This is a genomic window from Glycomyces sp. NPDC046736 (genome assembly GCF_040645615.1).
Classification (GTDB): domain Bacteria; phylum Actinomycetota; class Actinomycetes; order Mycobacteriales; family Micromonosporaceae; genus Glycomyces.
In genome coordinates this window covers 45,218-71,538 of record NZ_JBEYYO010000012.1, presented here as the reverse complement: position 1 = coordinate 71,538, position 26,321 = coordinate 45,218, and the positions used below count along the sequence as shown (strand labels likewise).

The following is a 26,321-nucleotide window of genomic DNA, read 5'->3' as shown; positions in this document are numbered from 1 at the left end:
TTCCTCTCGTCTACAACTGGCCGTGGCGCGGCGGGGCCGCGCCGTCGAGGGCCCAGCGGCCCAGGTGCTGGACCTTCCACGCGGCCGGGTCGTGCAGGGTGTGGATGCGGGCGTTGCGCCAGTGCCGGTCGAGCCCGAGCCCGGCCAGCGCGCTGCGCGTGCCCGCCACTTCGAAGAGCCGACTCGACACCGACACCGCGACCTGCGCGGCCGAGGCCCGGGCCGCGGCCACCGCGAGGCTCGCGGTCGCGGCGCTCGCCTCGTCCAGGCCTGCGTTCGCGCGGTCCACGGCCTCGGCGGCGTGCGCGAGCAGCGCTTCGGTGCCGCGCAGCGCCAGCTCCATCTCCCCGAACGCGTGCACGGTGAGCGGGTCGTCCGCCGCCCGCTCCACGCCCGCGTCCGGGTAGGGCCGGCTCCGGGTCCGCACGAACTCGGCGGCCTCTTCCAAAGCGGCCCTGGCGATCCCGGCGTCGATCGCGGCGTGCAGCACCTGCGCGAACGCGCCGTACGTCTGCGGCCCTTCGAACGTGGCCGCGTACGGGGTGATCCACTCGTCGGTGACCGCGACGTTCCGCAGCCGCACCGTGCCGCTCGCGGTGGTGCGCTGCCCGATCCCGTCCCAGTCGTCGGCGACCTCGACGCCCTCGGCGTCGCGCCGCACCCACGCCACGTGCATCGGCCCCTCGACTCCGAGGTGGGTCAGCACCGGGATCCAGTCGGCGAACAGCGCCCCGGTGCAGTAGAACTTGACGCCGTCGAGCCGCCACCGCCCCTCGCCGTCCGGGGTCAGGGTCGTGCGATGGTCCCTCACGTGCTTGGTGCCGAACTCGGTCTGCGCGTTGCCGAACCGCTTCCCCTCCAGCACCTGCCCGAACAGCCGCTTGCACTGCTCGGAGTCGCCCTGCAACCGCAGTTGGTTGACGTACACGAAGTGGCTGTGGGGGATCTGAGCGATGTTCGGGTCGCCCCATGCCAGCAGCCGGAACACCTCGGTCACGGTCGCCACGTCCAAGTCGGCCCCGCCGCTCTCGGCCGGGACGGTGACCGCGAGGAGCCCAGAGGCGGCGAGCCGGTCGAGCTCGCCGTGCGGCAGGAGGCGCCGCGCGTCGCGTTCGGCCGCCCCTGAGGCGAATTCGCGGGCCAGGCCCGACGCCGCCGCGATCGCCGCGGCGGCGCCGAGCACCGGCACCCTCGTACAGGCGGGGTCGTTCATGACGCCCGCTCCAACTCCAGCGCTTCGAGTTCGCGCACGATCGGCAGCACGTGCTTCCCGAAGTGCTCCACGTCCTCCAGGTAGTGCAGGAACCCCAGCAGGATCAGGTTCGCGCCGCGCCGCTTGTACTCGATGATCCGGTGCGCGATCTGCTCGGGCGTGCCGATCAGACCGGTTCTGAACCCGTCGTTGTACTGGACGAGGTCGGCGAACTCGGAGTCCTGCCACATCCCCTTGCCATCCGAGGTGGACTTACCGGCCTGCTTGACCGCGCTCCCGAAGCCCTCCACGGCCTCCCGGTCGGCCTTGTCGACGATCTCGCGCAGCACCTCGCGTGCCTGGGCCTCGGTGTCGCGGGCGATGAGGAACCCGTTGACCCCGAACCGGACCGTGCGGCCGTGGACCTGCGCGACCTCCCGCACGTCCCGGATCTGCGCCTCGACTCCCTCTGGAGTGTTCCCGTTGGCGAAGTACCAGTCCGAGACCCGCCCGGCCATGCCGCGCGCGTCCACCGAGTTCCCGCCCTGGAACACCTCCGGATGCGGCCTGCCCTCGCCCGCGACGGGCTTGGGCTTGAGGTCGAAGTCGTGCAGCCGGTAGAAGTCCCCGCCGAACTCGGCGTGCTCGCTCGTCCAGATCTCCTTGAGGTACCGGATGAACTCCTCGGACCGCCGGTAGCGCTCGCCGTGTTCGAGCCACGGCTCCCCGAGCTTGGTGAACTCGTCCTTGAACCAGCCCGAGACCACGTTCACCGCCGCGCGCCCGCCCGAGAGCTGATCCGCGGTCGCGATCCACTTGGCCAGCACCCCCGGATGCCACAGTCCAGGGTGGACCGCCGCGATCACCTTGAGCCGCTGGGTCGCCAAGAGCAGCGCCAGACTGAAACTCGTGGACTCGTGCTGGTACGCCGCACCGTACGAGGCGATGTACCGCACCTGCGAGAGCGCGTAGTCGAACCCCGACTCCTCGGCCAACCGCGCCAGGCGCACGTTGTAGTCGTAACTCCAGTCGGTGCGCTGCTCGATCTTGCTCACCACCAGGCCGCCGCTGACGTTCGGCACCCAGTAGGCGAACCGCAGCGGCTCGTGCGCGCCCACCGGCTCCTCGGCGCCCATCACGTGTACCAGGTCGGCGCGGGCAGTTCACCGGTCAGCGCGTAGCGGCCCACCTCGGCCCGCTTGTGCGCCACCGGATCGTGCAGCGAATGGGTCCGGACGTTGCGCCAGAACAGGTCCAGGCCCACCGCGTTCGCGCTGGCCCGCGCCCCGGTGACCTCGAAGATCCGCGAGCCGATGTCGAGCCCGGCGTCGATCGCGGTCTGCTTGGCCGCCGCGATCACCACCGCTGCCTCGCCGCGCTCCTCGGGGGTCACCGCGTCGGCATGCGCGTTGATCGCCTCGATCAGCGAAGCCGCCCGCTCGGCGAGGGCCTCGGCGGCCCACAGCTTCGACCTGAGGTCCCCGTAGGTCTCCTGCACGTAGAACTCGTCCACCCCGCGCTCCTTCACCTCGGCGGCGTACGGCCAGGCCCGGGTGCGCTCGCGCGTGTACGCCGCGGCCGTAGTGAGCGCGCCTTCGGCGATCCCCAGGTAGAAGTTGGTGAACACCAACTGGATCAGCGGCACGTTGAGCGTGTTGTACGTGCGCGGCACGAACTCGTGTCCATCCGCAGTGGACACGTACCCGGCCGCCGCGGCCCACGGGACGCGCACGCCGTCGATGATCGCCGAGCCGCTCTCGGTGAGGCGCTGGCCCAGGTTGTCCCAGTCCCCGGCGAAGCGGATGCCGTCCTGGTCGGTGGGCACGATCGCGAAGACGTGCTTGTCGGTGCCTTCGAGGACCCCTTCGAGCACGGTCACGTCGGAGACGCGGCCGCCGGTCGAGAACGACTTCTTGCCCGAGAACACGAGCTCGCCGTCCTCCTCGCGGATCACCAGGTCGTCGTCGCGCGGGTTGACGGCCCCGCCGAAGAACCACTCCTGTTCGGCCGCTTGGCGTTCGACGGCCTCGATCTGCTCGGGGGTGGCCACGAGCCTGGCGGCCCAGGCCCACAGGTAGTGGTAGCCCAGGAGCTGGCCGATGGAGCCGTCCCCGGCGGCCACGGCGCGGATGACGCGGTAGGCGGTGGTCCAGTCCTGCCCGCCGCCGCCGTACTCGGCGGGGGCCAGGAGCGGGACGAGCCCGGCGTCCTTGAGCAGCTGGACCTCGGCGTACGGGGTCTGCCCGGCGCGGTCGCGCTCGACCGCGTCCACGGCGAGCCTGGCGGCGACCTCGCGGGCGCGCTCGACCCACCCTTCGGAGGTGGTGGGCCGGTCCCGCCAAGCGGAGTTCGCCTCCGGCGCTGATTCGGTCATGGTGTCGAAGCCCTCTCTCGTAGTAACCTTTTCCTATCAATTTACTAGGAAATAAGGCCGGTTCAAGGGTCGCGACCATCGGTTCGGCCGATGCCGCGATCGGCGACGCCGATGGGACTCTCGAAGGCGGGCAACGGATGCGCATCGAACAACTCCAGTACGTCGCGGCGGTCAGGCGCTACGGGTCGCTGCGCCGCGCCAGCGAGCACCTGCACGTCTCCCAGCCCGCGCTCAGCGAGGCCATCAGCAAACTCGAACGCGAACTCGGCGTCACGCTCCTGGAGCGCCGCCGCGAGGGCGCGCGGATCACGTTGCGCGGCAGCGAACTCCTCGAACACATGATGGGTGTGCTCGAAGCGGTCGACCGCCTCCAGCACGCCGCGGGCACCGGCGAGGCCGCCGCGATCCACATCCGCGTGGGCACCGTCAACGCTGGGACCGCGAGCCTGCTCCTGCCCGCCATCCGCGACTTCCGCCGCGAGCGGCCCGAAGCCCGCGTCGAGGTCCGCGCCCTCCAGCAGACCGAGATCGAGGCCGGTCTGGCCGAGTCCGCGCTCGACCTCGGCCTGGTCAACGTCCTCGACGACTTCGAAGCCCCCGCGCGCCTCCTGGGCGACGCGCTCGTGCGCGGCAGGCCCGTCGCGGTCCTGCCCGGCGCCCACCCGCTCGCGGCCCGGCCCGAGGTCACCGCCGACGAGCTGCGCACCGAGGCCTTCGTGGGCATGCGCGAGGGCTACGTGATGCACCGCTTCGCCGAACGCCTCTTCGACGGCCGCCCGCCGCCCGCCTGGCACAGCGTCGACGGCGCCGAGATGGGCAAACTCCTCGTGGCCGAAGGCCTCGGCGCGACGATCCTGCCCGACTACTCGGTCCTCGGCGACCCCCTCGAACGCTCCGGGCTCATCACCGTGCGCCCCATCGAAGGCGACGCCACGAAAGTCACGATGTGGCTCTTGCGCCGCCGCACCACCAGACCACCCGCAGCCGTGGCGGCACTCGCGGCGGCCCTGCGAACCCACGCGACCCGAGGCCGCCGCTGAGCACCGGCGGTGGCCGCGCCCAGTGGCGCGAGCGGGGCGGCGAGTCGCCGCCCCGCCCGCGGGCCGCGATGGCATCGTTGCGCGCCCACGACGCTCCCGCACCGCGGCACCGCGCTCGCCGCACCCTCGCCTGTCGTTCCCGCCCCTTCGCCGCACAGCCCCTCCCGAACCCGCCTCGCCGCCGCCGATCGCGCCTAGGCTGAACCTCATACGCCCGAACCGAAGGAGGACCGCATGACCGTTGACGTGACCGACGCGCCCGACCGGCATCGCTACGAGGCCCGGATCGACGGGGAGCTCGCCGGATTCGCCGAGTACCGCCGCCGCGACGGCGTCATCACCTTCACCCACACCGACGTCGACAGCGCCGCCCAGGGCTCCGGCGTGGCCTCGGCGCTGGCGCGCGCCTCGCTCGACGCCGCGCGTGAGGCCGGGGACAGCGTCGAACCGGTGTGCCCCTTCTACGCCGGTTGGATCGAGCGCCACCCCGACTACCAGGACCTCCTCCACGAGGAAGCCCCGAAGCTGGGGGAGGAGTCATAAGCAACCTCGAAACCCGACCCGTCGAGACCCCTTGCGGCCCTTCGGGTCAGGAGGCCGCCGAGCCGCGACTGTTCGAAGAGCGGGACGTGCCGCTCGGCGGCGTCCGCGCCATGCGGGTCAGCCGCACCCTCCCGCAGCGCGAGCTGCCCACCGTGGGCGCGTGGTGCTTCCTCGACCGGTTCGGCCCCGAACCCACCGACATGCGGGTCCTGCCGCACCCGCACACCGGCCTCCAGACCGTGACCTGGCCGGTCGCCGGGGAGATCCGCCACCGCGACAGCCTCGGCAGCGACGTCGTGGTGCGCCCCTCGCAGCTCAACCTCATGACCGCGGGTCCCGGGATCGCCCACTCCGAGTTCTCCTTGGGTGATCGCCCGGTGCTGCACGGCCTCCAGCTCTGGGTCGCCCTGCCCGACAGCGGGAACGGGATCGCCCCAGGCTTCGAGCAGCACGCCGCACTGCCGCGCGTCTCAGGCGAAGGCTGGAGTGCCACCGTGGTCCTCGGCGACCTCGACGGGACCGCCTCGCCCGCAACGGTGTTCACCCCGATCCTCGGCGCGCAGCTCGAACTCGACGCAGGGGCCGAAGCCACCGTCCCGCTGCGCAAGGAGTTCGAGCACGCCCTGCTCGTCATCGACGGCGAGTTCGAGGCCGCGGGCACCCGCGTCAGGCCCGGGCCGCTGCTCCATCTCGGCACAGGCCGAGGCGAACTGCGACTGAGCTCGGCGACCGGCGGCAGGGTCTTCCTGCTCGGCGGCGCACCGTTCGAAGAGGACCTGGTGATGTGGTGGAACTTCATCGGCCGCAGCCACGAGGACATCGTGGAGGTCCGCGAGGCCTGGGAATCGCACGACGCCCGCTTCGGATCCGTGGAGGGCCACGGCGGCGAACGCATCCCGGCCCCGCCGATCCCGCCGCTGCGGCTGACCCCGCGCAGGCGCGGCTGATTCGTTCCCGCCCCTTCCATTATTTATAGCCCCGAGCGGGAAACCCCTGATACCGGGTCACCTCCCGAGCGATGCTCGTGCTGCACAATGACCCGTCTGACGAGGGAACGGAGACGCGGACATGCGTGTACTGATCGCAACCTACGGATCGAGGGGCGACGTCGAGCCGGTGGCCGGGCTCGCGCTTGAACTCCGCAAGCTCGGCGCCGACGTGCGGGTCGGGGCCCCACCGGACGAGGAGTTCACGCGCCGCCTCAAGACCGTCGGCGCCGAGGCCGTCCCGGTCGGTCGGCCCGTGCGCGAACTCCTGCGCAGCCGCCCCACCGACGCCGAAGCGACCGCCGCCGCGATCGTCAATTCGCAGTACGAAGGCCTGCGGGCCAACGCGTTCGACTGCGACCTGCTGCTGGCGACTGGCATGGTCCCGGCCGCGGCCGCCACCGTCGCCGAAGAGCTCGGCATCCCCTACCGCTTCGCGAGCTTCATCCCAGGGGTCCTGCCCTCCCCGCACCACCCGCCGCACCGCAGGCCCGGCAAGCCGTTCCCGCCCGGCGCCTCCAACCAGGAGCTGTGGGCGATCGACGCCGAGAACCTCAACGCGCTCTACGGGCCGCCGCTGAACGAACTGCGGGCCGCACGCGGGCTGGGCCCGGTGGCCGACATCCGCACCCACGCCTACACCGAGCGCCCGATCCTCGCCTCCGACCCGGTCCTCGGCCCGTGGCGCGAGGCCCCCGACCTGGAGGTGATCCGCACCGGCCCGTGGATCCTCCCCGACGACCGGCCGCTCCCGGCCGACCTCCTCGCGTTCCTCGACGCGGGCGAGGCCCCCGTGTTCGCCGGTTTCGGCAGCATGCCGATCGCCGAGCCCGAGGAAGTCTCGCGCGCGCTCGTCGGCGCGGCCCGCGCCGCGGGCCGCAGGCTCGTCCTCTCCAGCGGCTGGGCCGGTCTCGCCCCGATCGACGGCGAATCCGACGTCTTCGGCCTCGACGAGGCCAACCACCAGAAACTGCTGCTCCGCACCGCCGCCGCGATCCACCACGGCGGCGCGGGCACCACCGCGACCGCCGCCAGATCCGGTGCGCCGCAGGTGATCGTCCCGCAGCTGGCCGACCAGCCCTACTGGGCCGAACGCGTCGTCGCGCTCGGCATCGGGGTGGCCCACGTGGGCCCGACCCCCACGGCCGAATCGCTCGCGGCCTGCCTCGACGCGGCCCTCGACCCCGACACCGCGACCGCCGCCGCGGCCCTGGCCGGAACCCTCCGCACCGACGGCGCGGCCGTGGCCGCCAGGTTCCTCCTCGAAGAACTCGACCGGTGAGCAGCGTCATGGTGCCACTGGAGTCCGCGCGGACTAGTTTCGGAATTAAGCGAAATACCGAAGGACGGTGAACGTGCTCGACGAGTGCAAGGCCCTCTCGAATGAGACGCGCCTGCGGATCCTCGCCTGGCTCAAGGACCCCGAGGCCCACTTCCCGGGCGGGGATCACGCCGAGCTCGGCGTGTGCGCGGGCCTGATCCAGCACAAGGCCGGGGCCTCGGCCTCGACCGTGTCGGCGCACCTGGCGATCCTCCAGAGGGCGGGGTTCCTCCGCGCCACCAGGCGCGGCCAGTGGATCTACTACCGCCGCGACGAGGCCCGCATCCGCGAGTTCACCGAGTCGCTCCACAGCAGTCTGTAGAAAGAGGCGAACATGCCACTAGCCCTGTCGATCCTCGACCTGGCGCCGATCGCGCCGGGCCGGTCCGCGCGCGAGAGCTTCGCGGCGAGCGTCGAACTCGCCCGCGCCGCCGAACGCAGCGGCTACCGGCGGGTCTGGTACGCCGAGCACCACAACATGCCCACGATCGCCTCCAGCGCCACGAGCCTGCTCATCGGCCACGTGGCCGAGCACACCGACTCGATCCGCCTCGGCGCGGGCGGCATCATGCTGCCCAACCACTCGCCGCTGATCATCGCCGAGCAGTTCGGCACGCTGGAGACCCTGTTCCCCGGCCGGATCGACCTGGGCCTGGGCCGCGCGCCGGGCACCGACCGCGTCACCATGCGCGCGATCCGCCGCGACGCGACCTCCTCGGACACCTTCCCGCAGGACGTGCTGGAGCTCCAGGGCTACCTGCGGGGCGAGTCGCGCATCCCCGGCGTCCAGTCCACGCCGCTGGCCGACACCGAGGTCCCGCTGTACCTGCTCGGCTCGTCCCTGTTCGGCGCGCAGCTCGCGGCCCGGCTCGGCCTGCCGTACGCGTTCGCGTCGCACTTCGCGCCGGACGCGCTGCACGAGGCGATCGCGGCCTACCGCGAGGACTTCGAGGCGTCCGAGCAGCTCGCCGAGCCTTATGTGATCGCGGGCGTCAACGTGTTCGCCGCCGAGGACCGCGCCTCGGCCGAGGCCCAGCGGGCGATCTCCTACCGCAACCGGGCCCGCGCGTTCGTCAAGCGCGGCCAGGGCGGCAGGGACTACACCGACGACGAGATCGACGCGTTCCTCGCCTCCGCGGCCGGGGCCCAGCTCTCGGCCATGACCCGCTACACGGCCACCGGCACCGGCGACGAGGTGCGGCAGTACCTTGAGGACTTCGCCGCCTCGGTCGCCGCGGACGAGCTGATCACCGCCCACCACGCCGAGCAGGTCGACGACCGAGTCCGCTCGGTCGAGCTCACCGCCCAGGCGCTGAAACTGATCTGACGAGAAGGCCGGTCCTCCGAGAGGACCGGCCTTCTCCTTATGCCTTCTGGCGTCCCGGGGTCAGGAACACCGCGACCAGTGCCGCGGCCACCGCCGCGATCGCGGCCACCGCGAACCCGTCGGCGAACCCGGTGATGGTGTCGCCGACCAGGCTCACCGCCGCAACACTGGAGACCACGGCCACCCCGATCGAGGCCCCGAACTCGTGGAAGGTGCTCACCAGGCCCGAGGCGATCCCGGCCTCGTGCGGCGCGACCTGCCCGAGCGCGGTCGCCGAAGCGACCACGTACAGCGCGCCGGTCCCGGCTCCCGCGACGGCCACGCCGATCGTCACCGCCACCGGGTTCGTCCACAGCGCTGCGATACCAAGTCCGGCCGCGGCCACGACCAGCCCCATGACGGCCGGAGTGCGAGTCCCCGCTTTGGCCAGGATGCGCCCGGTGAGGTTCGCGCCGAGCATCGTGCCCAGTGCGACCGGCAGGAACAGCAGCCCGGTGTGCAGGGCCCCGTAGCCGCGCGCGTGCTGGAAGTAGAACGTGCCCAGGAAGAACACCGCGATCATGAGCACCGTGGCCATGAGGATCAGGAACGTGCCGGTGGCGACCGGCCTGCGCGTCAGGATCTTCAGGTCCATCAGCGGCACGCTCGCCTTGCGCTGCCACAGCGCGAAGACCGCGTATCCCACGACGGCCGCGAGCACGAACCAGCCGGTGTTCGCCGACAGCCAGCCGGCCTCACCGGCGTTGATGAGCCCGTAGATCAAGGCCGCGGACGAGGCGGTGACCAGCAGCGCCCCGAAGACGTCCACGCGCCCGCTCCCGGCCCCGCTTCGCTTGGGCGCCAACGCGGCCAGAACCACGAAGATCACGATCCCGATCGGCACGTTCACGAAGAACACCCACGGCCAGCCCGGGCCCGCGGTGAGCAGGCCGCCCACGAGCAGCCCGAGGGCCGCCCCGCCGCCGCCGAGCGCCGACCACACGCCGAGCGCCTTGTTGCGCTCCGCGCCGTCGAACAGCGTGACCACCATCGACAGCGCCGCAGGTGAGAGCATCGCCGCGCCCACGCCTTGGGCGATGCGGCCGCCCACGAGCATCTCGGTCGAGGTGGCCAGGCCGGTCACGAGCGACGCGACCGTGAACACGGCCAGCCCGGCCAGGACCACGCGTTTGGAGCCCAAAAGGTCGGCGATGCGGCCGCCCAGCAGCATCAGGCCGCCGAAGGCCAGGGTGTACGCGCTCACCGTCCAGGTCAGCGCGGCTCGGCTGAGGCCGAGGTCGGATTCCATGTGCGGCAGCGCGATCGCCACCACGGTCACGTCGAGGATGAGCATCAGCTGGGCCGCCCCGAGGAAGCCCAGCAAGCGCCATCGCAGCGGATGGGGTGCGGTCGACGCCTCAAGCGTCGTCGTATCGGTCATGATCGCCTCCGGTCGATAACTCGTATGTCAATGTACGAGTTCTAACCGAGAGCGTAGCTCGTATATTCCCGTACGAGTTACGCTGGTGCGGTGACTTCCACTCGCCCGCGCCGCCGCGCCGACGCCGAACGCAGCATCGCCCGCATCGTCGCCGCCGCCCGCGCCAGCCTCAGCCGCGACCCGGACGCGACCGTCGACTCCATCGCCGAGGCCGCCGGGGTCGGCCGCATGACCCTCTACGGCCACTTCCCGACCCGCGCGGCCCTGGTCGACGCCGCGTTCGCCGACGCCCTCGAAGCCGGCGACGCCGTCCTGAGCGCCGTCGACCTCACCGGCAATGCGCGCGACGCGCTCAGCCGCCTCCTGGCCTCCAGCTGGGAAGTCGTGGCCGAATCGGTCTCGCTGCTCGCCGCCGCCCAAGGGGTCCTGCCCCCCGGGCGCATCCGCGAACTCCACCAGAACGCGGGCGACCGCATCGGCGACCTCATCCGCCGCGGCCAGGCAGATGGCGTCTTCCGCACCGACCTGCCGCTCTCCTGGCTGGTCAACGTCGTCCACTACGTCCTCCACGGCGCCGCCGAAGAGGTCCGCGCCGAGCGCCTCGCCGCCGAGGAGGTGCCCGCCATCGTCACCGCCACGATCCAGTCGATCCTCGCGCCCTTGGCACGTTCGGGGGATTCCCAGCGCCCCGCGGAACCGTAAAGTTCCTCGTAGACACGGACGATCCCCAAGGTGAGGACCAGAGCGATGAGCGAATACGACGAGACCCCGTACGAGACCGACGCGCCCGCGGAGGACGAGATCCAGGCCGAGGACGACTCGACCGGCGGCACCGGCCTCTCGCACGTCGAAGAGGTCTTCGACCTCGACGGCGACGGCTACGCCGACGACACGATCACCGTCGGCCCCAACACCTACATCGACGTCGACGGCGACGGGGTGGCCGACGCGGTCGCCACCGACCTCGACGGCGACGGCATCTCCGACCAGGTCCTGGTCGACCTCGACGGCGACGGCTCCTTCGAGACCGCGATCTCCGACACCGACGGCGACGGCGTGGCCGACACCTTCGAGTCCGACACCGACGGCGACGGCGTCGTGGACCAGGTCTCCTACGACACCAACGGCGACGGCTACATCGACCAGGTCGTGACCGACACCGACGGCGACGGCTACGCCGACGTCATCGCCACCGACTACGACGGCGACGGCCTGGTGGACGAGATCGTGATCGACACCGACGGGGACGGCTTCGCCGACACGATCCTCACGGACACCGACGGCGACGGCTACCTCGACACGGTCCAGACCGAGTCCAACCCCGGCGGCGACTCCTTCCAGTCCCAGACCGGCCAGACCATCTGACCCACCGGCTCCGGCACCGCCCCAGGGGTGCCGGAGCCGCTCCAATTCACGTACGCGGACGGTCACTCGGTGCGACGATGACGCCATGTCGACTCAACCGAAACCCGCGTCCGCCGCGATCGCCGAACAGCACAAGTCCTACCTCGGCCGGCTCCCGTTCGCCGACCGCCAGGACTTCGAGGACGCTACCCGCGGCCTCATCGCCCGCCGCGAACCGAACGCCGTCCACGACGCGGACGGCAACGTGGTGTGGGACAACGACACCTACGACTTCCTCGACGCCGAAGCGCCCGACACCGTCAACCCGAGCCTGTGGCGCCAGTCCCAGCTCAACGCGATCCAAGGACTGTTCGAAGTGGTCCCCGGCATCTACCAGGTCCGCGGTCTCGACCTCTCCAACACCTCCTTCGTCGAGGGCGACGAAGGTGTGATCGTGGTCGACACCCTCCTCTCCAAGGAGACCGCCGCCGCCGCGCTCGCCCTCTACCGCGAGCACCGCGGCGACCGCCCGATCAAGGCCGTGGTCTACACGCACTCCCACGCCGACCACTTCGGCGGCGTCAAGGGATTCGTGACCCAAGAGCAAGTCGACGCCGGGGAGGTCAAGGTCTTCGCGCCCGAAGGCTTCGTCGAGCACGCCGTGGCCGAGAACGTCTATGCCGGGACGGCGATGAGCCGCCGCGCCGCCTACATGTACGGCGCGGCCCTCGCCCGCGGCCCGCAGGGCGGGGTCGGCGCCGGGCTCGGCCAGACCATCTCCACCGGCGAGGTCACCCTGATCCGCCCCACCGACGAGGTCACCACCACCGGCCAGGAGGCCACCGTGGACGGTGTTCGCATGGTCTTCCAGATGGCCCCCGACACCGAGGCGCCCTCCGAAATGCTCATCTACTTCCCGGGCTTCAAAGCCCTGTGCGCCGCCGAGGACGCCACCCACACCTTCCACAACCTGCTCACCCTCCGCGGTGCGGTAGTGCGCGACCCCCACGGCTGGTCCAACTACCTCACCGAGACGATCGACCTCTTCGGCGGCGACGCCGAGGTCGTGTTCGCCTCCCACCACTGGCCCACCTGGGGCGCGGATCGCGTCGTCGAGTTCCTCTCCATCCAGCGCGACCTCTACGCCTACGTCCACGACCAGACGCTCCGCCTGCTCAACAAGGGACTCACCGGCCCCGAGATCGCCGAGGCCATCGAACTGCCCCCGGCCCTGGAGAACGCCTGGAGCGCCCGCGGCTACTACGGCTCGGTCAACCACAACGTCAAGGCCGTCTACCAGCGCTACCTCGGCTGGTTCGACGGCAACCCGGCCAACCTGTGGCAGCACCCGCCCGTCGAGCGGGCCAAGCGCTACGTCGACTGCATCGGCGGGGCCGACGCTGCGCTCGCCAAGGCCCGCGAGGCCTTCGACGCGGGGGACTACCGCTGGGCCGCCGAACTCGCCAACCACGTCGTCTTCGCCGAGCGCGACCACGCCGAGGCCCGCGAACTGCTCGCCGACACCTACGAGCAGCTCGGCTATGGCTCCGAGAACGGCACCTGGCGCGACTTCTACCTCTCCGGCGCGACCGAACTGCGCGAGGGCCAGTTCGGCACGCCCACGCAGAGCGCCGCCGGCGACGTCATCGGGGCGCTCACGCCGACGATGTTCTTCGACGCCATCGCGATCCAGATCGACGGCCCCAAGGCCTGGGACCTCGCGATCGCTATCGACGTGGTCGTGACCGACACGGACGAGCGTTACCGCCTGCGCCTGCGCAACGGCGCGCTCACCTATTCGAGCGCGAGCCAGGACGACGAACCGGATGTCACGATCACGACCCCGCTGCGAGGCCTGCCCGCGATCGCGCTCGGCGGCCTCGCCCCCGAACGCCTCGCGGCCGCCGGGGTCGAGATCAGCGGCGACGCCTCGGTGCTCAAGACACTCGCGGGCGTGCTCGACCCCGGCGACCCGGACTTCGCGATCGTCACGCCGTGACGCGAGGGCGTTTACACAACGGACGCGGCCCGCCGGTGCATACCGGCGGGCCGCCGTCGTGTCCACAGTTTCCATAAGTACGGATTCGATTACCCAAAGTGATAGTTTCCGATGGGCGTCGTATGTCGGACGGCGCTGGGGCTGTCTCAACTGGAGGATCGATGCGCTCGATCGGGCGGAAAGCCGCGGCTGCTTTTGCCGCGCTGGCGGTATCGCTGTTCATGGTGCTGATCCCGGCGGCTCCGGCGGTGGCGCAGGACGCATCGCTTACTGTCACGAAAGCGGCCTCAACGGACACTGTCCAGCCTGGTGAGACATTCACGTACACGATCAGAGTTGGCTGTACGGACTTTGATGCTGGCTGCATCAACGCCACGGTCACCGACGTCATCCCTTCCGAGTTCATCGTCGAAGGCACGCCGACAGTGGATGGCCAGTCTCCTGCGACTGTGCAAGTGGATGGACAGACCGTTACGGTCGAATTCATTGCTCAGCTAACGCCTAGTGAAACCGGAATGATTGCTGGTTCCACCTCGGACATCCAGATTCTCGTCCGCGTCGACCCCGACCTCCCGCATTCGGCTGACGGAATCCCCGTACCGAACACCGCTGAATTCGCGGCAGACAACGCTCCGACCGTCACCGACACCGCCGAGGTCACCCCCATAGTCCCGCTCGATCTCGAAGTCTCCGCCGACAAGTCCTTCGACCCCACCCAGGCCGTCGCCCGTCCCGGCACGCCCACCACCGCCACGATCAGCGCCACCGACGCGTCCAACGGGGACGTCGACTACCTCCGCCTCACCGACCCGACCGATCCGTCCGCGAGCCCGAACCCGTTCGACTACCTGGCCTTCACCGGCTTCGGCGACGTGGTCTTCCCCGAAGGGGCCGACCAGGTCCAGGTCGACGTGTGGGTCGACGGCGCGTGGGTCTCCGGCACGCCCGGCCCCGACGCGGTCCTGCCCGACGGCGTCGACCCCGACGACGTGCGCGGCATCCGCCTCACGTTCACCAACTCAAGCGGCGACCCGATCCCGGCGGGCGGCACCGCCACCGTCCCGGTCGAGCTCGTCCACCGTGCCAACGTGGAGGACATCGACGCGGCCACGACCGTGAACAACACCGTCACCGCCGAGACCGCCGCCGAAGGCGAGACCGCCACCGACGACGCCTCCGCCGACTACACGCTCGTCCCGCTCGAAGTGGCCGCGGCCGCCGGGAAGACCTTCAGTCCCGACCCGGTCGCCGCGGGCGACCCGAGCACCGTGACCCTGACCGGCACCAACGCCGGCACCCCGGTCGACACGATGACCATCACCGAACCCGACCCGAGCACCGCCAACCCGTTCGAGAACGGCCTGACCTTCACCGGCTTCACCGACGGCGTGGTGTGGCCGACCGGGGCCACCGAGGCCTCGATCACCTACACCTACGCCGACGGCACCACCGAGACCTTCACGACCACCGACGTGAACACCCTGCCCGCGCCGCCGGACGGCCAGACCGTCACCGGTTTCACCGTGGTCTTCACCGGCGACATCGTCTCCGGCGCGCAGGCCACCCTCCCGTTCACCGTGGACACCGACCCCGACCAGACCGAAGAGGAACTCAGCCACGACAACCAGGTCCACGTCGAGGTCGCCGACGGCGGCGACACCGGCTCGGACACCGCCGAGGACTCACTGATCACCCTCGCCGCCCGCCTCGCCGTGGACGCAGACAAGCGCATCACGCCCGCCGAGATCAACGCGGTGCCCGGCGAGAAGGTCATCGTCCAGTTGCCCTCGCAGATCGAGCCGTTCCCGGCCTCCACGACCGACGCCACGCACCTGGTCGTCCAGGACCCGCCCGCAGTCCCCACCGACCCGGCTGACCCGTTCTGGAACGCCTTCGACGCCACCGCGATCACCCAGACCGCCGTCCCGGCGGGCGCGACCCTCACCATCTCCTACTGGGACGGCACCCAATGGGTGGTCCTGCCCGGGGCCGAGGCCATCGAAGGCCCGACCGTGGTCAACATCCCGATCCCGCCGGAGCTCCAAGGGGACATCCAGGGCCTCAAGTTCGACTACTACGACCCGGACGGCTTCCCGCCCGGGACCTCGGTGCAGCCGAACTTCCAAGCGGGCCTTCGCGACTCGCTGCGCGACGGCACCGGGGAGATCCCCGACGACGCGTTGATCACCGACTGCGCCGCGTCCAGCGCCACCACCGACGACCTGAGCGCCGAGTCCGATCCCGCGTGCGCCGACGTCCAGCTCATCCCCACCACGCCCGGTGAAGGCGAGCTCATCGACAAGACCTTCCTCGAACCCGAACCGGGTTCGGGCAAGACGATCATCGCCCGCTCGGGCGACCGGATCGACGCCGAACTCCACTGGTCCACCGGCGGCTACTCCGGCCTCGACCAGGTGGTCCTCTCCGACGTTGCCGACCCGAGCGTCCCGGTCGGCGACACGTTCTTCAACGCGTTCGACCTGGTCTCCATCGATCCGATCACGCCCGCCGACGACCCGTGGATGACCTACGACGCCGTCGACCGCGTCGAACTGTGGAACGGCACCGCCTGGGTCCGCGCCGCGAGCGACCCATGCCCTGCCGCCTGCGACGGGACCTTCCCGGGCTACACGCTCAACACCGACGAGATCGCCTCGACCACGAGCGTGCGCCTGGTCTTCATCGAGAGCCCGACCCGCGCCGACCGGATCGGCACCGACCCGACGCTCCCGCAGGTCGGCGACGGCGTCTCGCGCTCGACCGGAAACGACCGCACCGTGCGCCTGACCTTCCAGATCCGCGACGTGGTCCGCGACCCGCAGGCCGACCCGGACCCGGTCCTCGGCAGCCGCGAGTACAACGTGGACGGTTCGCCCGGCCAGGTCCACGACACCGCCAGCGCCACCGGCTTCACCGACGGCACCCAGGTCGTGCGCGACACCGACGGCGACGACGTGCTCATCATCGACGTGCCGCTCAACGTCGACGTCACCAAGGACTGGACCGGCGGCCCGCTCGGCATCCCGCCGGCAGGCACCGACCCGGCCTCGTATCCGTCCGGCCGGGTCACGGTCGACGCGGTCAACCGCACGGCCGCGAAGGTCGACACGCTCCAGATCACCGATCCGTCCGGCGGGGACGACCCGTTCGACGTGTTCGACCTGATGGACATCGTGGACATCACGATCCCGCCGGGGGCTGCGAACACGGTGGTCACGATCCTCTTCGAGGACGCTTCGACTTCGGACTACACCGTCGAGGAGGCGCTCGCGCTCTCCGAAGGGAGCCTCGCGAATGCCGTGGGCATCACGGTGACCCACACCGGCCGCATCGACGAGGGCGCGCACGCGACGCTGGTGTTCGATGCCCGCCTGCGCGCGACGCACCGCGTGGGCGGCGACCCGGTGATCGAGGACGACTCGCCGGTGACGAACGGGACGCTCGCGAGCGTGTCGGACCTCGGTGGCACCGAGGACGACACGCCCACGGCCTTCGACAACGCGCAGATCGAGCTGACCGACATCGACATCTCGGTCGAGGCCGGGAAGTCGTTCTCGCCCGACTCGATCACCGAGCCGTCGAACGGCCCGGTCACGATGACGATCACCGGGCAGCCGGGCGGCTCGACCCGCACGAACCTGATGACGCTCACCGACGACGAGCCGCTGCTGTGGAACCAGTACGACTTCTCCGGATTCGGTGCTTTCTCGTTCGCCGCGCCGATCGACACCGTCCAGGTCGACGCCTTTACCGGCGGGACCTTCACAACAGTGCCTTCTCCAGACGGCGGCTCGGGCGTCGAGGTCACGGGCGGTTCCTGGGTCGACGGCGAACCGGGCACGAGTCTCGTTCTGCCGGACGGGGTCGCGGCCGGTGACGTGCAGGGTCTGCGGTTCACCTTCACCCGCGCCGACGGCGCGATCTGGGAGAACCCGGCCAACCCGCTCCAGGCCGTCCCGATCGAGCTGCTGCGCCGCGACGAGTTGCGAACGGGCGGCCCGGTCCTGAGCGACCTGACCGGCAACGACCCCGCGCCGGGCGAGACGAACGCGGGCGTGGCCACGAACAACATGACCGCGCGCGTCGAAGGCGCGGTCATCATCGACGGCTCCCCGGTCAGCGCCGAGGACGACGCGCAGGCCACCGTGCTCTACCGGCACGCGGTGAACGCGGTCGAGATCGTCAAGCTCGCCGACGGCGCGGTCGACGGCGGCATCAAGGCGCCGTCGACCACGTTCCCCTACACGATCCAGGTCACCAACACCGGCGACCGGGCCATCGTGGACCCGGTGGTCCGCGACGTGATGCCCACGGACGCAACGGGTGCGCAGCTGACGTTCGACCCGGACGTCTATCCGGGCGGCGAGGGCGCGTTCGCCTACGCGCTCGACGGCGCGGCCCCCGACCCGGCCACGGGTCCGGCGCTGCCGACCGACGCGGCTGAAGTCACCACGGACATCACCGGGAACGTGGAGCAGATCGTGTTCTCCTTCCCGTCCGGTTCGGTGCTCGAAGTGGGCCAGACGTACACGATCACGATCCAGCTCATGATCCGTCCCGGCGTTGCGGGCGGCTCCGTCGTGGAGAACACGGCGGGCGTCTCGGGCGACCGGCCGTGGGACGAGTGCACCGGCACACTCGACCCCGACACCGGGGAATGCCAGGCCAACGCTTCGGTGCAGGTCTCCTCGTCGGCGTCGATCCGGGCCGTGAAGTCCGTGCGAGCCGTGGACGACGAGCTCGGTGAGCTCTCGGTGAGCGACGACGTGCCCGCCGAGGACTGCACACCGAACGCGAACGGGTTCTTCGTCTCCCCGTGCGTCCCGATCCTCAAGCCCGGCGGCGACCACATCTGGCGCTTCGAGGGCATGAACACCGGCAACCTGGGCCTGTCCCATGTGGTCGGTTTCGACGAGCTTCCGGCGATCGGCGACACGGGCGCGATCAACCCGAACCCGCGCGGTTCGCAGTGGCGGCCGCTGTTCGAGGGCACGGCGCGCCTGACCACGCCGGTGCCCCCGGGGACGCGGCTGGAGCTGTACTGGACCGACGAGATCGTGCAGTGCGGCCGGACCGTCGAGTGCCCCGACGAGTCCTGGACCCTGTTCCCGCAGTTCGGGGGCCCGGCATTCACCGACGAGATCCTCGACAGCATCAAGGCGCTGCGCTACGAGGCCTTCTTCCCGGCCGAGAACCTGTTCGATCCGCTGGAGACCATCGGGTTCGAGTTCATCATGACCGCGCCGCCGTATTCGGAGACGCCCGGGAAGGACACGATCGCCTGGAACTCGGCCTCCGTGGGCGGTGAGACCGAGAGCGGCCAGGACCTGCCGCTCACCGAGGGCGCGCGCGTCGGCGTCGCCCTCGCCACCGGGCATCTGGCGATCACCAAGGAGGTCACCGGCGACGGCGCGGCGTACGCGCCCGACGAGTTCACGCTGAACCTCCAGTGCCGTTCGGCGATCGGGACCCGCGTCGAGGACGACGTCCCGTTGGGGGACAAGGCGGTCCAGGTCGTCGCGGCCGGTGAGACCGTGGTCGTGGACGACCTGCCCTACGACGCCGAGTGCACCGTGACCGAAGCGGACGGTTCGGGTTCGACCTCGTTCAGCGCCAACACGGTCAAGGTGACCCGCGACGACGAGGACCCGCTGCTGATCACGGCCGAGAACGTCTACGAGCTGGCCGGGCTGATCGTCCGCAAGAGCGTGGACTCGGACGCCGTGGACCAGGACGGCAACCCGATCACATACGGGCCGTTCACGTTCGAGGTCGACTGCACGTTCCTCGGGGAGCCGGTCTACGCCGACGGCTACGGCCCCGACGCCCCGATGGTCGTGGAGCTCGCCGACGGTGAGGAGGCCGAGTTCGACGGGCTCCCGGCCGGGGCCGAGTGCACGATCACCGAGACCGACACCAAGGGCGCGGCCTCGACCACGATCACGACCGTCCACACCGGTGAGGACCCGGTCGTCGTCGACGGCGACACGACCGACATGGACCTCTACCCGGACGCGGGCGGCGATCCGGACAACACCGCGACCGCCGTCAACGTGTTCGAGACCGGCGTCCTGCGTCTGGAGAAGGAGGTCATCGGCGGCGGCGTGGGCCCGGTGATCCCCGGCCCGTTCACGATCGAGGTCACCTGCGTCTTGGACGACGCGTCCGGCCGCCGGACCGTGTGGGAGGGCGAGATCGTCCTCGGCGGCACCGAGCCGCTCGAAGCCGAGATCACGGACCTGCCCGCCGGGGCCGACTGCTCGGCCGAGGAGACCGCGACCGGCGGCGCGACCATGTCGGTGATCCTGCCGCGTGAGGTCACCGTGGACGCCGACGAGCCGGTCACGCTGCACGCGATCAACGTGCTCACCGCCGGTTCGCTCGAAATCGTCAAGGAGGTCACCGGCGACGGCGCCGACCTGTACGGCACCGGCCCGTTCGAGGTGGAGCTGACCTGCACGTTCGACACCGGCATGGCCGTGGTCCCGGTCCAGATCCCGGACGGTCCCGTGCGCGAGTTCGACGTGGACGAACCGACGGTCTACGAGGGACTGCCCACGGGCGCCGAGTGCACCGCGGCCGAGACGCTGACCGGCGGCGCGACCGAGGTCACCGTGAGCGGCGGCATCGACGACGGCCCGACGGTGATCGTCCCTGAGGACGACGAGGTCGGCCTGACGGTCACCAACCGGTTCGACACCGGCGGCCTCGCGGTGAGCAAGGCCCTGACCGGCACCGCCGCGGGCGACCACGAGGGCGACACGTTCGAGTTCACGCTCGACTGCGTGCGGGTCGTGGACGGCGAGGCCGTCCCGGTCGAGATCCCGGGCGGTCCCACCAGGGAGGTCACCGGCGCAGGCGAAGCCGCCTACGCCGACTTGCCCGCGGGCGCGCAGTGCACGCTCACCGAGACCGGCGACGGCAACGCCGAGACCACCGAAATCACCATCGGCGACGAGGACACCGCCGAGTTCACCGTGACCGCCTGCGACGACACCACTTGCGACGCGGCCACGGTCACGAACTCGTGGACCAAGCCGGTGCCCGACCTGGTGGTCACCGGAGGCGACACCGCAGCGCTCATCAAGGCCGCGGTACTCCTTACAGTGCTCGGAGCAGCAGCGATGAGCCTGGCCCGACGCAGACCGACAGGAATGAACGCTTAAGAGAGCACGGCCCGCCGGAACCAACCCGGCGGGCCGTTCCACGTCCGGCCTGTCAGCGTTCACGCGCTCATGAATGCGAGAAAACCCCTGATCAGCTCCCTGTCCGACCGTACGATCTGGAGGTTCGGTGCGTACGCCGAGCGAGGGGGCGCGGCATGGGCGGCAGGCGGGGGTTCGCGGCACGCCCGTTGCGCATGTCCCGGCCCGTCCGGACCGAACCCCTCGTGCTCCGCTCCCCGTTCCGCTTCGGACTCCTCGCGGCCCTCGGCGCGGCCGTCGTCATCGCCTTCGCGCTGCTCCTGCCGGTCCTCAGCTCGGTCCTGGTGATGTTCCTGGTCGCGTGGCTCCTCGCCACCGGCCTCAACCGGGCCGTCACCTTCCTCGTCCGCAAAGGACTGCGCCGCCCGGCCGCCGTGACCGCCATGCTGCTCGGCGGGCTCGCCCTCGTCGGGCTCCTCGGCGCGGTCGTGGTCCCCGTCGCGGTCAACGAGATCATCGGCCTCGTCGGCTCCCTCGACGACTACCTCATCTGGTTCGCCAACACCGACGCCATGCAGGACCTCGAAGCGCGCCACCACGTCTTCGAGCAGTTCGCCACCTACCTGACCCCCGACCGCATCGGGTCGCTCGCCAGCGGCGTCATCGGCAGCGCCGTCTCGGTCGCCGGAGCCCTCTTCGTGGTCTTCACCGTCGGCGTCCTCACCCTCTACTTCCTCATCGGATACGAGCGGATCCTGAGCGGCGCGTTCCGACTCGCCCCCGCCTCCCGGCGCGCCGAAGGCCGCGCGCTCGCCGACGGCGTGCTCGACAAGGTCGGCGGCTACATGACCGGCGCGATCCTCGTGGCCCTGTGCGCGGGCGTCAGCGCGTTCCTCCTCATGCTCGTCCTCGGCACCCCCTACCCGCTCGCGCTCGCCCTCGTCGTGGCCGGGCTCGACCTCATCCCGCAGCTCGGGGCCACGCTCGGCGCGATCGTGTGCGCCCTGGTCACCCTCACCGTGTCGCTCCCGGCCGCGCTCGTGGCCGTCGCGTTCTTCGTCGGTTACCAGCAGCTGGAGAACTTCCTGATCTACCCGAAGGTCATGAACCGCACCGTCCAGGTCTCCAGCCTCGCCGCGATCACCAGCGTCCTCATCGGAGGCGCGGTCGCCGGCGTCCTCGGGGTCCTCGTCGCCGTGCCCGCGTGCGCGGCCGTGCAGCTCATCGCCAAAGCCACCGTCCTGCCGCGCCTCGACCGCCGCTGATTGAAGGAGACCGCCATGTCCGACGCCCTCAACCGGGCCGAACGCGCCGAGCTCGAACGCCTCCGCGCCCAGGTCGGCACCCGCAAGGCCCGGAGCGGCCTGCGCTGGACCGGCTCGGCCGCGCTCCTGGTGATCGGCGCGATCGTCCTCATGCTCGCCGCCGTCACCGTGTTCGCCCGCAACGAAGTGCTCGACACCGACCGCTTCGTCGACAACGTCGAACCCCTCGCCACCGACGCCGAAGTCCGCGCCGCCGTCGCCACCCGCATCTCCACCGCGGTCGACGAGGCCCTCGACGTCGAAACCCTGGTGGCCCAAGCCATCGACGCCGTCCAGACCAAGGGCGCGCCCGACGTGCTCGACCGCCTCAGCGTCCCCCTCGCCTCCGGCGTCGACTCCTTCATCGAGAAGAAGGTCCACGAGGTCGTCTACTCCGACCAGTTCACCGAACTGTGGCGCGAGGCCTCCCGCGCGGCGCACACCGCGCTGGTCGGCGTCCTCACCGGCGACGGCGGCGACCTCCTCGCCCTGCAAGGCCAAGACCTCGTGCTCGACCTCGCCCCGGTCCTCGAACGCGTCAAGGAACGCCTGGTCGACTCCGGTTTCAGCCTCGCCGCGAGCATCCCGAAGGTCTCCGTCGAGTTCACCATCGCCGAATCCGAGGCCTTCCCCAAGCTCCGCAGCGCCGCGTCGCTCCTGGACGCCGCCGCGTGGGTCCTCCCGATCGCAGGGCTCGCGCTCCTGGCCGCGGGCGTACTCACCGCACCGGACCGCCGCCGCGGCCTGCTCGTCGGCGCGCTCTGCGTCGCGGGCGCGATGCTCCTGCTCATCGGCGGCCTGGCCATCGGCCGCGGCGCCTACCTCGCCGGGCTCGGCGACGCCGTCCAGTCCCAGCAGGCCGCCGCGAACGTCTACGACACCGTCACGCGCTTCCTCCAAGGCGGCGCGCAGACCCTCACGGTCATCGCGATCATCGTGGCGCTCGCCTGCTGGCTCCTCGGCCCCGGCACCGCCGCCCGCGCCACCCGCAGACTCGGCGTCTCCGCCCGCGACGCCGCCGCCCGCGGCCTCGCCGGAGCCGGACTCACCTTCGGCGCGGCGGGCGACTTCGTCCACCGCCACCGCCGCGGCATCGAACTGGTCCTCGTCCTCGCCGGTCTGGCCTGGATCGTCCTATGGCGACACCCGGGCGTCTCCGGCGTGGTCACCGTGGCGATCCTCGTCGGCGTCCTCGCGCTCATCGTGGAGGTCATCGGCCGCGCCGCGACCGAACCCCAACGCGCCTAACGCTCTACGGACACCCGCAACCGCCCGCCCGCGGTCGCGAGCGCCCAGATCACGAACACGTCCAACCCGATCAGCACCACCGACCACCACGGTTCGATCGGCAACCACAGGAAATTCGCGACCAACGACGCCGAAGCGAGCCCGAGCCCGAGCACGCGCGCCGTCGTCCCGCCCCAGAACAGGCGCACGCCCACCGCGACCGCCAGCGCGCCCACGGCCAGATGCACCCAACCCCAAGCGGCGATGCTGAACGCGAACGCATACCCCTCAGGAGCCGTGAAGTACCCGCCCTCGGCCACCGCCTGCAACCCCACCACCGCCTGCCAGCAACCCCCGACCAGCAGCAACACCGCCGCACCGACCATCCGCCCCGAACTCTTGGCCATGACGCCTCCCCACGACGATCATCACCCCGTCCGCGACCGCCCGTGCCCGTTTCGCCCTCTCGGCGCCTTCGACCCGGCTAGCCTCACCCGTACACAGGGGACGGAGGCTGCACATGGACGACGCGAGACCCCAGATGCGGCCTTGGGTCGACCTGGCGCTGACGATCGTCATGGCGCTGGCCGCCGTCGGCACCGCCTGGGCCGGGTTCCAGAGCGCCAAGTGGAGCGGCCTCCAGGCCATCGCGTTCGCCGAGGCCGGGGCCGCGCGCACCGAGTCGGCGAAGGCCAGCACCGACGCCGGGCAGGACCGCCTCAAGGACCTCGTGGCCTTCACCTCGTGGATCGACGCGCTCCAGACCGAGATCGTCGACGGCACCTCCCCGAGGCCCGCGGGGGACTACACCCCGAACCCCGACGAGGTCTCCGGCTTCCTCTACGACCGCTTTCGCCCCGAGTTCAAGACCGCCGTCGACGCCTGGATCGCCACCCGGCCGATGGTCGACCCCGACGCCCCGGCCACGCCCTTCGAGATGGCCGAGTACCAGCCCGCCTCCGACGCCGTCGCCGCCGAACTCGTCGCGAAAGCCGAGGCCTCCACCGCCGACGCCCACGAGTACAACCAGCGCTCCGACAACTACGTGTTCATGGCCGTGATCCTCGCGCTCGCGCTGTTCTTCGCGGGCGTCGCGGGCCGCACCCGCACGCTCCGCTCGCAGCGCATCCTCTCCTCGGCCGCACTGATCACGTTCATAGGGGCCGCGATCGTGCTGCTCGCGCTGCCCAAGACGTTCTGAGCATCGCGAGAAACCGTCACGGCCGCCCGTCCCGGCGTGTAGCGTCCCGTCCAGGCAGCGTTTTCGCAGCGCAAGTGGGAGGCAGGCATGGCAGGCAGCGCACCGGTGGACCTCGTCCTGGTGGAATTCTCGGGGAACCGCTTCGACGGGCGGGTCCTGGCCGAGCTCGAACGGCTCTCCTCGGACGGCACGATCGACGTGCTCGACGCACTGCTGGTCAGCCGCGGGTCCGACGGGTCGATCGAGTGGATGGAGGCCTCCAGCGTGGACGACCGCCTCGCCGCGCTCGTGGGCGAACCGGCGGGCCTGCTCAGCGCCGAGGACGCCGAGGCCGTCGCCGAGGAACTCCAGCCCGACACCGCGATCGGGATGCTCATCTTCGAGCACTCGTGGGCCTCGACCCTCGCCGAATCGGTGCGCGGGGTCGGCGGCCACCTGCTCGACTGGCAGCGCGTCCCGGCCGCCGCCCTCGACGAACTCGCCGAACACTGACAGGAGGCACGACGATGATCCGACGCGTGGGACGCCCCGGACTTCTCGGCACGATGGCCCGCACGGCCGTCATCGCCGGCACCGCCGGAGCCGTGAACCGCTCCATGAGCCGCGCCGCGGCCGGCCGCGAGCAGACCGAGGCCGAGGCCGCCGCCTACCGTGAGCAGCAGGCCGCACCGCCACCGACGGCCGCACCGGCTCCCGCGGGCGACGACGTGATCGCCAAGCTCGAACAGCTCGGCCAGCTGCACGCCTCGGGCGTCCTCAACGACGCGGAGTTCGCCGCGGCGAAGGCCAAACTGCTGTCCTGAACCGGAGGCCGCTCATGCGTTTCCTCATGCACACGCTGATCACCGCGGCGGCGCTCGCGTTCGCGACGTGGATCCTCGACGGCATCCACGCCGACGCCGACGGACCGGCGCGCAACGCCTTCACGCTGATCGGCGTCGCGCTGGTCTTCGGCCTGGTCAACGCCGTGCTGAAGCCGTTGATCCGCAAGGCCACCGGCTGCCTCTACGTCGTCACCGTGGGTCTGGCGGCCCTCGTGGTCAACGGCCTGCTGTTCCTGCTCACCGAGTGGATCGCGTCCCGGCTCGGCCTGCCGTTCGAGATCGACGGCTTCTGGCCCGCGTTCTGGGGCGCGATCATCGTCAGTGCCGTGAGCGCGATCCTCAGCTTCGCGGTGCCGAACAAGGACCACGCCTGAGTGTCGCCGGGGCGTGGCAGGCTTGAGGCATGTGTCGCAGTATTCGAACCCTGTTCAACCTCGAACCGCCGGCGACCTCCGAAGAGGTCAACGCGGCGGCGTTGCAGTACGTCCGCAAACTCTCGGGGTCGACGCACCCGTCCCAGGCCAACCAGGAGGCCTTCGACCGCGCCGTCGCGGCGGTCGCCGCCGCCACGCAGGAGCTCATGGACACCCTGGTGACCTCGGCGGCCCCGCGCGACCGCGAAGTCGAGGCCGCGAAGGCCAAGGCCCGCGCGGCCGAACGATTCGGGACGAAGCCGTGAGCCGCGAATTCATCGAGCTGGGTACTCGCTCCCCGGCCCCGACCTGCGGCCCGGCCTGCGCCGACGCCGGAGGCTGCACTTGCGGCCAGGCCGCGAGCTGGGCCCCAGCCGCCTGCACGCTCGACGAGGCCGACCGGCCCGCTCGCGAGCTGGAGTTCGCGTCCCTGTTCGCCAGGGCAGTGCGCTCGGCGCAGCGGCCGAACCCGACCAGGCTGCACCTGGTCCTCGACCCGGCCTTCGCCGCCGAGGCCCGCGACCTGGCCGCTCGCGAGAGCGGCTGCTGCTCGTTCTTCGAGTTCGCCTTCACCGAGGCCCCGACCGGCCTGGCCTGGTCCATATCGGTCCCCGCAGACCAGGCCGAAGTCCTCGACGCCCTCGAAGTGGCCGCCCGCTGA

22 protein-coding genes and 1 pseudogene are annotated in these 26,321 nt (G+C 71.0%); 18 read left to right on the top strand and 5 right to left on the bottom strand.

The features are described from left to right. Positions 1–10: 10 nt before the first annotated feature. From AB0B28_RS13545 to AB0B28_RS13535, 3 genes are read right to left on the bottom strand one after another with little or no spacing between them, the layout of a single operon-like run. A complete protein-coding gene (locus tag AB0B28_RS13545; RefSeq protein ID WP_360120507.1) occupies positions 11–1,213 on the bottom strand; it encodes an SfnB family sulfur acquisition oxidoreductase in 1,203 nt (400 codons plus the stop codon). Continuing rightward, on the bottom strand, positions 1,210–2,328 hold the full coding sequence (sfnG, locus tag AB0B28_RS13540; protein WP_360120505.1) for a dimethylsulfone monooxygenase SfnG: 1,119 nt from the start codon (positions 2,326–2,328) through the stop codon (positions 1,210–1,212). The genes AB0B28_RS13545 and sfnG overlap by 4 nt, the downstream gene beginning before the upstream one ends. Beyond that, on the bottom strand, positions 2,328–3,566 hold the full coding sequence (locus AB0B28_RS13535; protein WP_360120503.1) for an acyl-CoA dehydrogenase family protein: 1,239 nt from the start codon (positions 3,564–3,566) through the stop codon (positions 2,328–2,330). The genes sfnG and AB0B28_RS13535 overlap by 1 nt, the downstream gene beginning before the upstream one ends. Positions 3,567–3,703: 137 nt before the next feature. Here AB0B28_RS13535 and AB0B28_RS13530 point away from each other — a divergent pair, with 137 nt between their 5' ends. From AB0B28_RS13530 to AB0B28_RS13505, 6 genes and pseudogenes are all read left to right on the top strand, one after another. Then, the gene (locus tag AB0B28_RS13530; protein ID WP_360120501.1) at positions 3,704–4,606 is read left to right on the top strand and encodes a LysR family transcriptional regulator; all 903 of its coding nucleotides are present in this window, start codon (positions 3,704–3,706) and stop codon (positions 4,604–4,606) included. 198 nt (positions 4,607–4,804) lie between these two features. Further along, positions 4,805–5,149, top strand: a pseudogene (locus AB0B28_RS13525) (GNAT family N-acetyltransferase); the annotation flags it as partial. Between the two features lie 86 nt (positions 5,150–5,235). Further along, positions 5,236–6,096, top strand: a complete 861-nt coding sequence (locus tag AB0B28_RS13520) for a pirin family protein (RefSeq protein WP_360120499.1) — start codon at positions 5,236–5,238, stop codon at positions 6,094–6,096. Positions 6,097–6,217: 121 nt separating this feature from the next. Further along, positions 6,218–7,417 (top strand): glycosyltransferase, encoded by a 1,200-nt coding sequence (locus AB0B28_RS13515; RefSeq protein WP_360120497.1) that lies wholly within the window; start codon positions 6,218–6,220, stop codon positions 7,415–7,417. A gap of 67 nt (positions 7,418–7,484) precedes the next feature. Continuing rightward, a complete protein-coding gene (locus AB0B28_RS13510; RefSeq protein ID WP_360120495.1) occupies positions 7,485–7,778 on the top strand; it encodes a metalloregulator ArsR/SmtB family transcription factor in 294 nt (97 codons plus the stop codon). A 12-nt stretch (positions 7,779–7,790) separates the two neighbouring features. Then, positions 7,791–8,783 (top strand): LLM class flavin-dependent oxidoreductase, encoded by a 993-nt coding sequence (locus AB0B28_RS13505; RefSeq protein ID WP_360120493.1) that lies wholly within the window; start codon positions 7,791–7,793, stop codon positions 8,781–8,783. 37 nt (positions 8,784–8,820) lie between these two features. On the opposite strand, the gene AB0B28_RS13500 is transcribed toward AB0B28_RS13505, so the two are convergent. After that, positions 8,821–10,203, bottom strand: coding sequence for an MFS transporter (locus AB0B28_RS13500; RefSeq protein WP_360120491.1), 1,383 nt, complete (start codon positions 10,201–10,203; stop codon positions 8,821–8,823). A 90-nt stretch (positions 10,204–10,293) separates the two neighbouring features. On the opposite strand from AB0B28_RS13500, the gene AB0B28_RS13495 reads away from it, so the two are divergent. The 6 genes from AB0B28_RS13495 (at position 10,294) to AB0B28_RS13470 (ending at position 23,243) form a co-directional block, all read left to right on the top strand. Further along, a complete protein-coding gene (locus tag AB0B28_RS13495) occupies positions 10,294–10,905 on the top strand; it encodes a TetR/AcrR family transcriptional regulator (RefSeq protein ID WP_360120489.1) in 612 nt (203 codons plus the stop codon). A gap of 45 nt (positions 10,906–10,950) precedes the next feature. Beyond that, positions 10,951–11,568 (top strand): hypothetical protein, encoded by a 618-nt coding sequence (locus tag AB0B28_RS13490; RefSeq protein WP_360120487.1) that lies wholly within the window; start codon positions 10,951–10,953, stop codon positions 11,566–11,568. Positions 11,569–11,653: 85 nt separating this feature from the next. Continuing rightward, positions 11,654–13,546, top strand: a complete 1,893-nt coding sequence (locus AB0B28_RS13485; protein WP_360120485.1) for an alkyl sulfatase dimerization domain-containing protein — start codon at positions 11,654–11,656, stop codon at positions 13,544–13,546. Positions 13,547–14,061: 515 nt separating this feature from the next. After that, on the top strand, positions 14,062–20,712 hold the full coding sequence (locus tag AB0B28_RS13480; RefSeq protein ID WP_360120483.1) for a DUF5979 domain-containing protein: 6,651 nt from the start codon (positions 14,062–14,064) through the stop codon (positions 20,710–20,712). Positions 20,713–20,906: 194 nt separating this feature from the next. Continuing rightward, a complete protein-coding gene (locus AB0B28_RS13475) occupies positions 20,907–21,956 on the top strand; it encodes an AI-2E family transporter (protein ID WP_360120481.1) in 1,050 nt (349 codons plus the stop codon). A gap of 15 nt (positions 21,957–21,971) precedes the next feature. Next, positions 21,972–23,243 (top strand): hypothetical protein, encoded by a 1,272-nt coding sequence (locus AB0B28_RS13470; RefSeq protein ID WP_360120479.1) that lies wholly within the window; start codon positions 21,972–21,974, stop codon positions 23,241–23,243. Here AB0B28_RS13470 and AB0B28_RS13465 read toward each other — a convergent pair. Then, positions 23,240–23,629, bottom strand: a complete 390-nt coding sequence (locus tag AB0B28_RS13465) for a hypothetical protein (RefSeq protein ID WP_360120477.1) — start codon at positions 23,627–23,629, stop codon at positions 23,240–23,242. The two genes, AB0B28_RS13470 and AB0B28_RS13465, sit on opposite strands and share 4 nt — an antisense overlap. Before the next feature lie 113 nt (positions 23,630–23,742). Here AB0B28_RS13465 and AB0B28_RS13460 point away from each other — a divergent pair, with 113 nt between their 5' ends. The 6 genes from AB0B28_RS13460 (at position 23,743) to AB0B28_RS13435 (ending at position 26,321) form a co-directional block, all read left to right on the top strand. Further along, positions 23,743–24,423: a hypothetical protein gene (locus tag AB0B28_RS13460; protein ID WP_360120475.1), complete on the top strand. Its 681-nt coding sequence runs from the start codon at positions 23,743–23,745 to the stop codon at positions 24,421–24,423. 87 nt (positions 24,424–24,510) lie between these two features. Beyond that, positions 24,511–24,915, top strand: coding sequence for a DUF6325 family protein (locus AB0B28_RS13455; RefSeq protein WP_360120473.1), 405 nt, complete (start codon positions 24,511–24,513; stop codon positions 24,913–24,915). Between the two features lie 14 nt (positions 24,916–24,929). Then, positions 24,930–25,226: an SHOCT domain-containing protein gene (locus tag AB0B28_RS13450; RefSeq protein WP_360120471.1), complete on the top strand. Its 297-nt coding sequence runs from the start codon at positions 24,930–24,932 to the stop codon at positions 25,224–25,226. A gap of 14 nt (positions 25,227–25,240) precedes the next feature. After that, positions 25,241–25,621 carry a phage holin family protein gene (locus AB0B28_RS13445; RefSeq protein WP_360120469.1) on the top strand — a complete coding sequence of 127 codons (381 nt, stop codon included), beginning with the start codon at positions 25,241–25,243 and terminating at the stop codon, positions 25,619–25,621. A gap of 29 nt (positions 25,622–25,650) precedes the next feature. After that, entirely contained in the window at positions 25,651–25,926 is a 276-nt protein-coding gene (locus AB0B28_RS13440) for a DUF2277 domain-containing protein (protein WP_360120467.1), read from the top strand. Continuing rightward, complete coding sequence (locus AB0B28_RS13435) at positions 25,923–26,321, top strand: hypothetical protein (protein ID WP_360120465.1); 399 nt, start codon at positions 25,923–25,925, stop codon at positions 26,319–26,321. Before AB0B28_RS13440 ends, AB0B28_RS13435 begins: the two co-directional genes overlap by 4 nt.

What these genes read in the sequence shown, in the direction of transcription:
- AB0B28_RS13490 (WP_360120487.1), top strand. Translation starts at nt 10,951, where the DNA reads ATGAGCGAATACGACGAGACCCCGTACGAGACCGACGCGCCCGCGGAG.
- AB0B28_RS13465 (WP_360120477.1), bottom strand. Translation starts at nt 23,629, where the DNA reads ATGGCCAAGAGTTCGGGGCGGATGGTCGGTGCGGCGGTGTTGCTGCTG.
- sfnG (WP_360120505.1), bottom strand. Translation starts at nt 2,328, where the DNA reads ATGGGCGCCGAGGAGCCGGTGGGCGCGCACGAGCCGCTGCGGTTCGCC.
- AB0B28_RS13480 (WP_360120483.1), top strand. Translation starts at nt 14,062, where the DNA reads ATGATTGCTGGTTCCACCTCGGACATCCAGATTCTCGTCCGCGTCGAC.
- AB0B28_RS13440 (WP_360120467.1), top strand. Translation starts at nt 25,651, where the DNA reads ATGTGTCGCAGTATTCGAACCCTGTTCAACCTCGAACCGCCGGCGACC.
- AB0B28_RS13470 (WP_360120479.1), top strand. Translation starts at nt 21,972, where the DNA reads ATGTCCGACGCCCTCAACCGGGCCGAACGCGCCGAGCTCGAACGCCTC.
- AB0B28_RS13485 (WP_360120485.1), top strand. Translation starts at nt 11,654, where the DNA reads ATGTCGACTCAACCGAAACCCGCGTCCGCCGCGATCGCCGAACAGCAC.
- AB0B28_RS13530 (WP_360120501.1), top strand. Translation starts at nt 3,704, where the DNA reads ATGCGCATCGAACAACTCCAGTACGTCGCGGCGGTCAGGCGCTACGGG.
- AB0B28_RS13505 (WP_360120493.1), top strand. Translation starts at nt 7,791, where the DNA reads ATGCCACTAGCCCTGTCGATCCTCGACCTGGCGCCGATCGCGCCGGGC.
- AB0B28_RS13535 (WP_360120503.1), bottom strand. Translation starts at nt 3,566, where the DNA reads ATGACCGAATCAGCGCCGGAGGCGAACTCCGCTTGGCGGGACCGGCCC.
- AB0B28_RS13515 (WP_360120497.1), top strand. Translation starts at nt 6,218, where the DNA reads ATGCGTGTACTGATCGCAACCTACGGATCGAGGGGCGACGTCGAGCCG.
- AB0B28_RS13445 (WP_360120469.1), top strand. Translation starts at nt 25,241, where the DNA reads ATGCGTTTCCTCATGCACACGCTGATCACCGCGGCGGCGCTCGCGTTC.
- AB0B28_RS13500 (WP_360120491.1), bottom strand. Translation starts at nt 10,203, where the DNA reads ATGACCGATACGACGACGCTTGAGGCGTCGACCGCACCCCATCCGCTG.
- AB0B28_RS13450 (WP_360120471.1), top strand. Translation starts at nt 24,930, where the DNA reads ATGATCCGACGCGTGGGACGCCCCGGACTTCTCGGCACGATGGCCCGC.
- AB0B28_RS13460 (WP_360120475.1), top strand. Translation starts at nt 23,743, where the DNA reads ATGGACGACGCGAGACCCCAGATGCGGCCTTGGGTCGACCTGGCGCTG.
- AB0B28_RS13455 (WP_360120473.1), top strand. Translation starts at nt 24,511, where the DNA reads ATGGCAGGCAGCGCACCGGTGGACCTCGTCCTGGTGGAATTCTCGGGG.
- AB0B28_RS13475 (WP_360120481.1), top strand. Translation starts at nt 20,907, where the DNA reads ATGTCCCGGCCCGTCCGGACCGAACCCCTCGTGCTCCGCTCCCCGTTC.
- AB0B28_RS13545 (WP_360120507.1), bottom strand. Translation starts at nt 1,213, where the DNA reads ATGAACGACCCCGCCTGTACGAGGGTGCCGGTGCTCGGCGCCGCCGCG.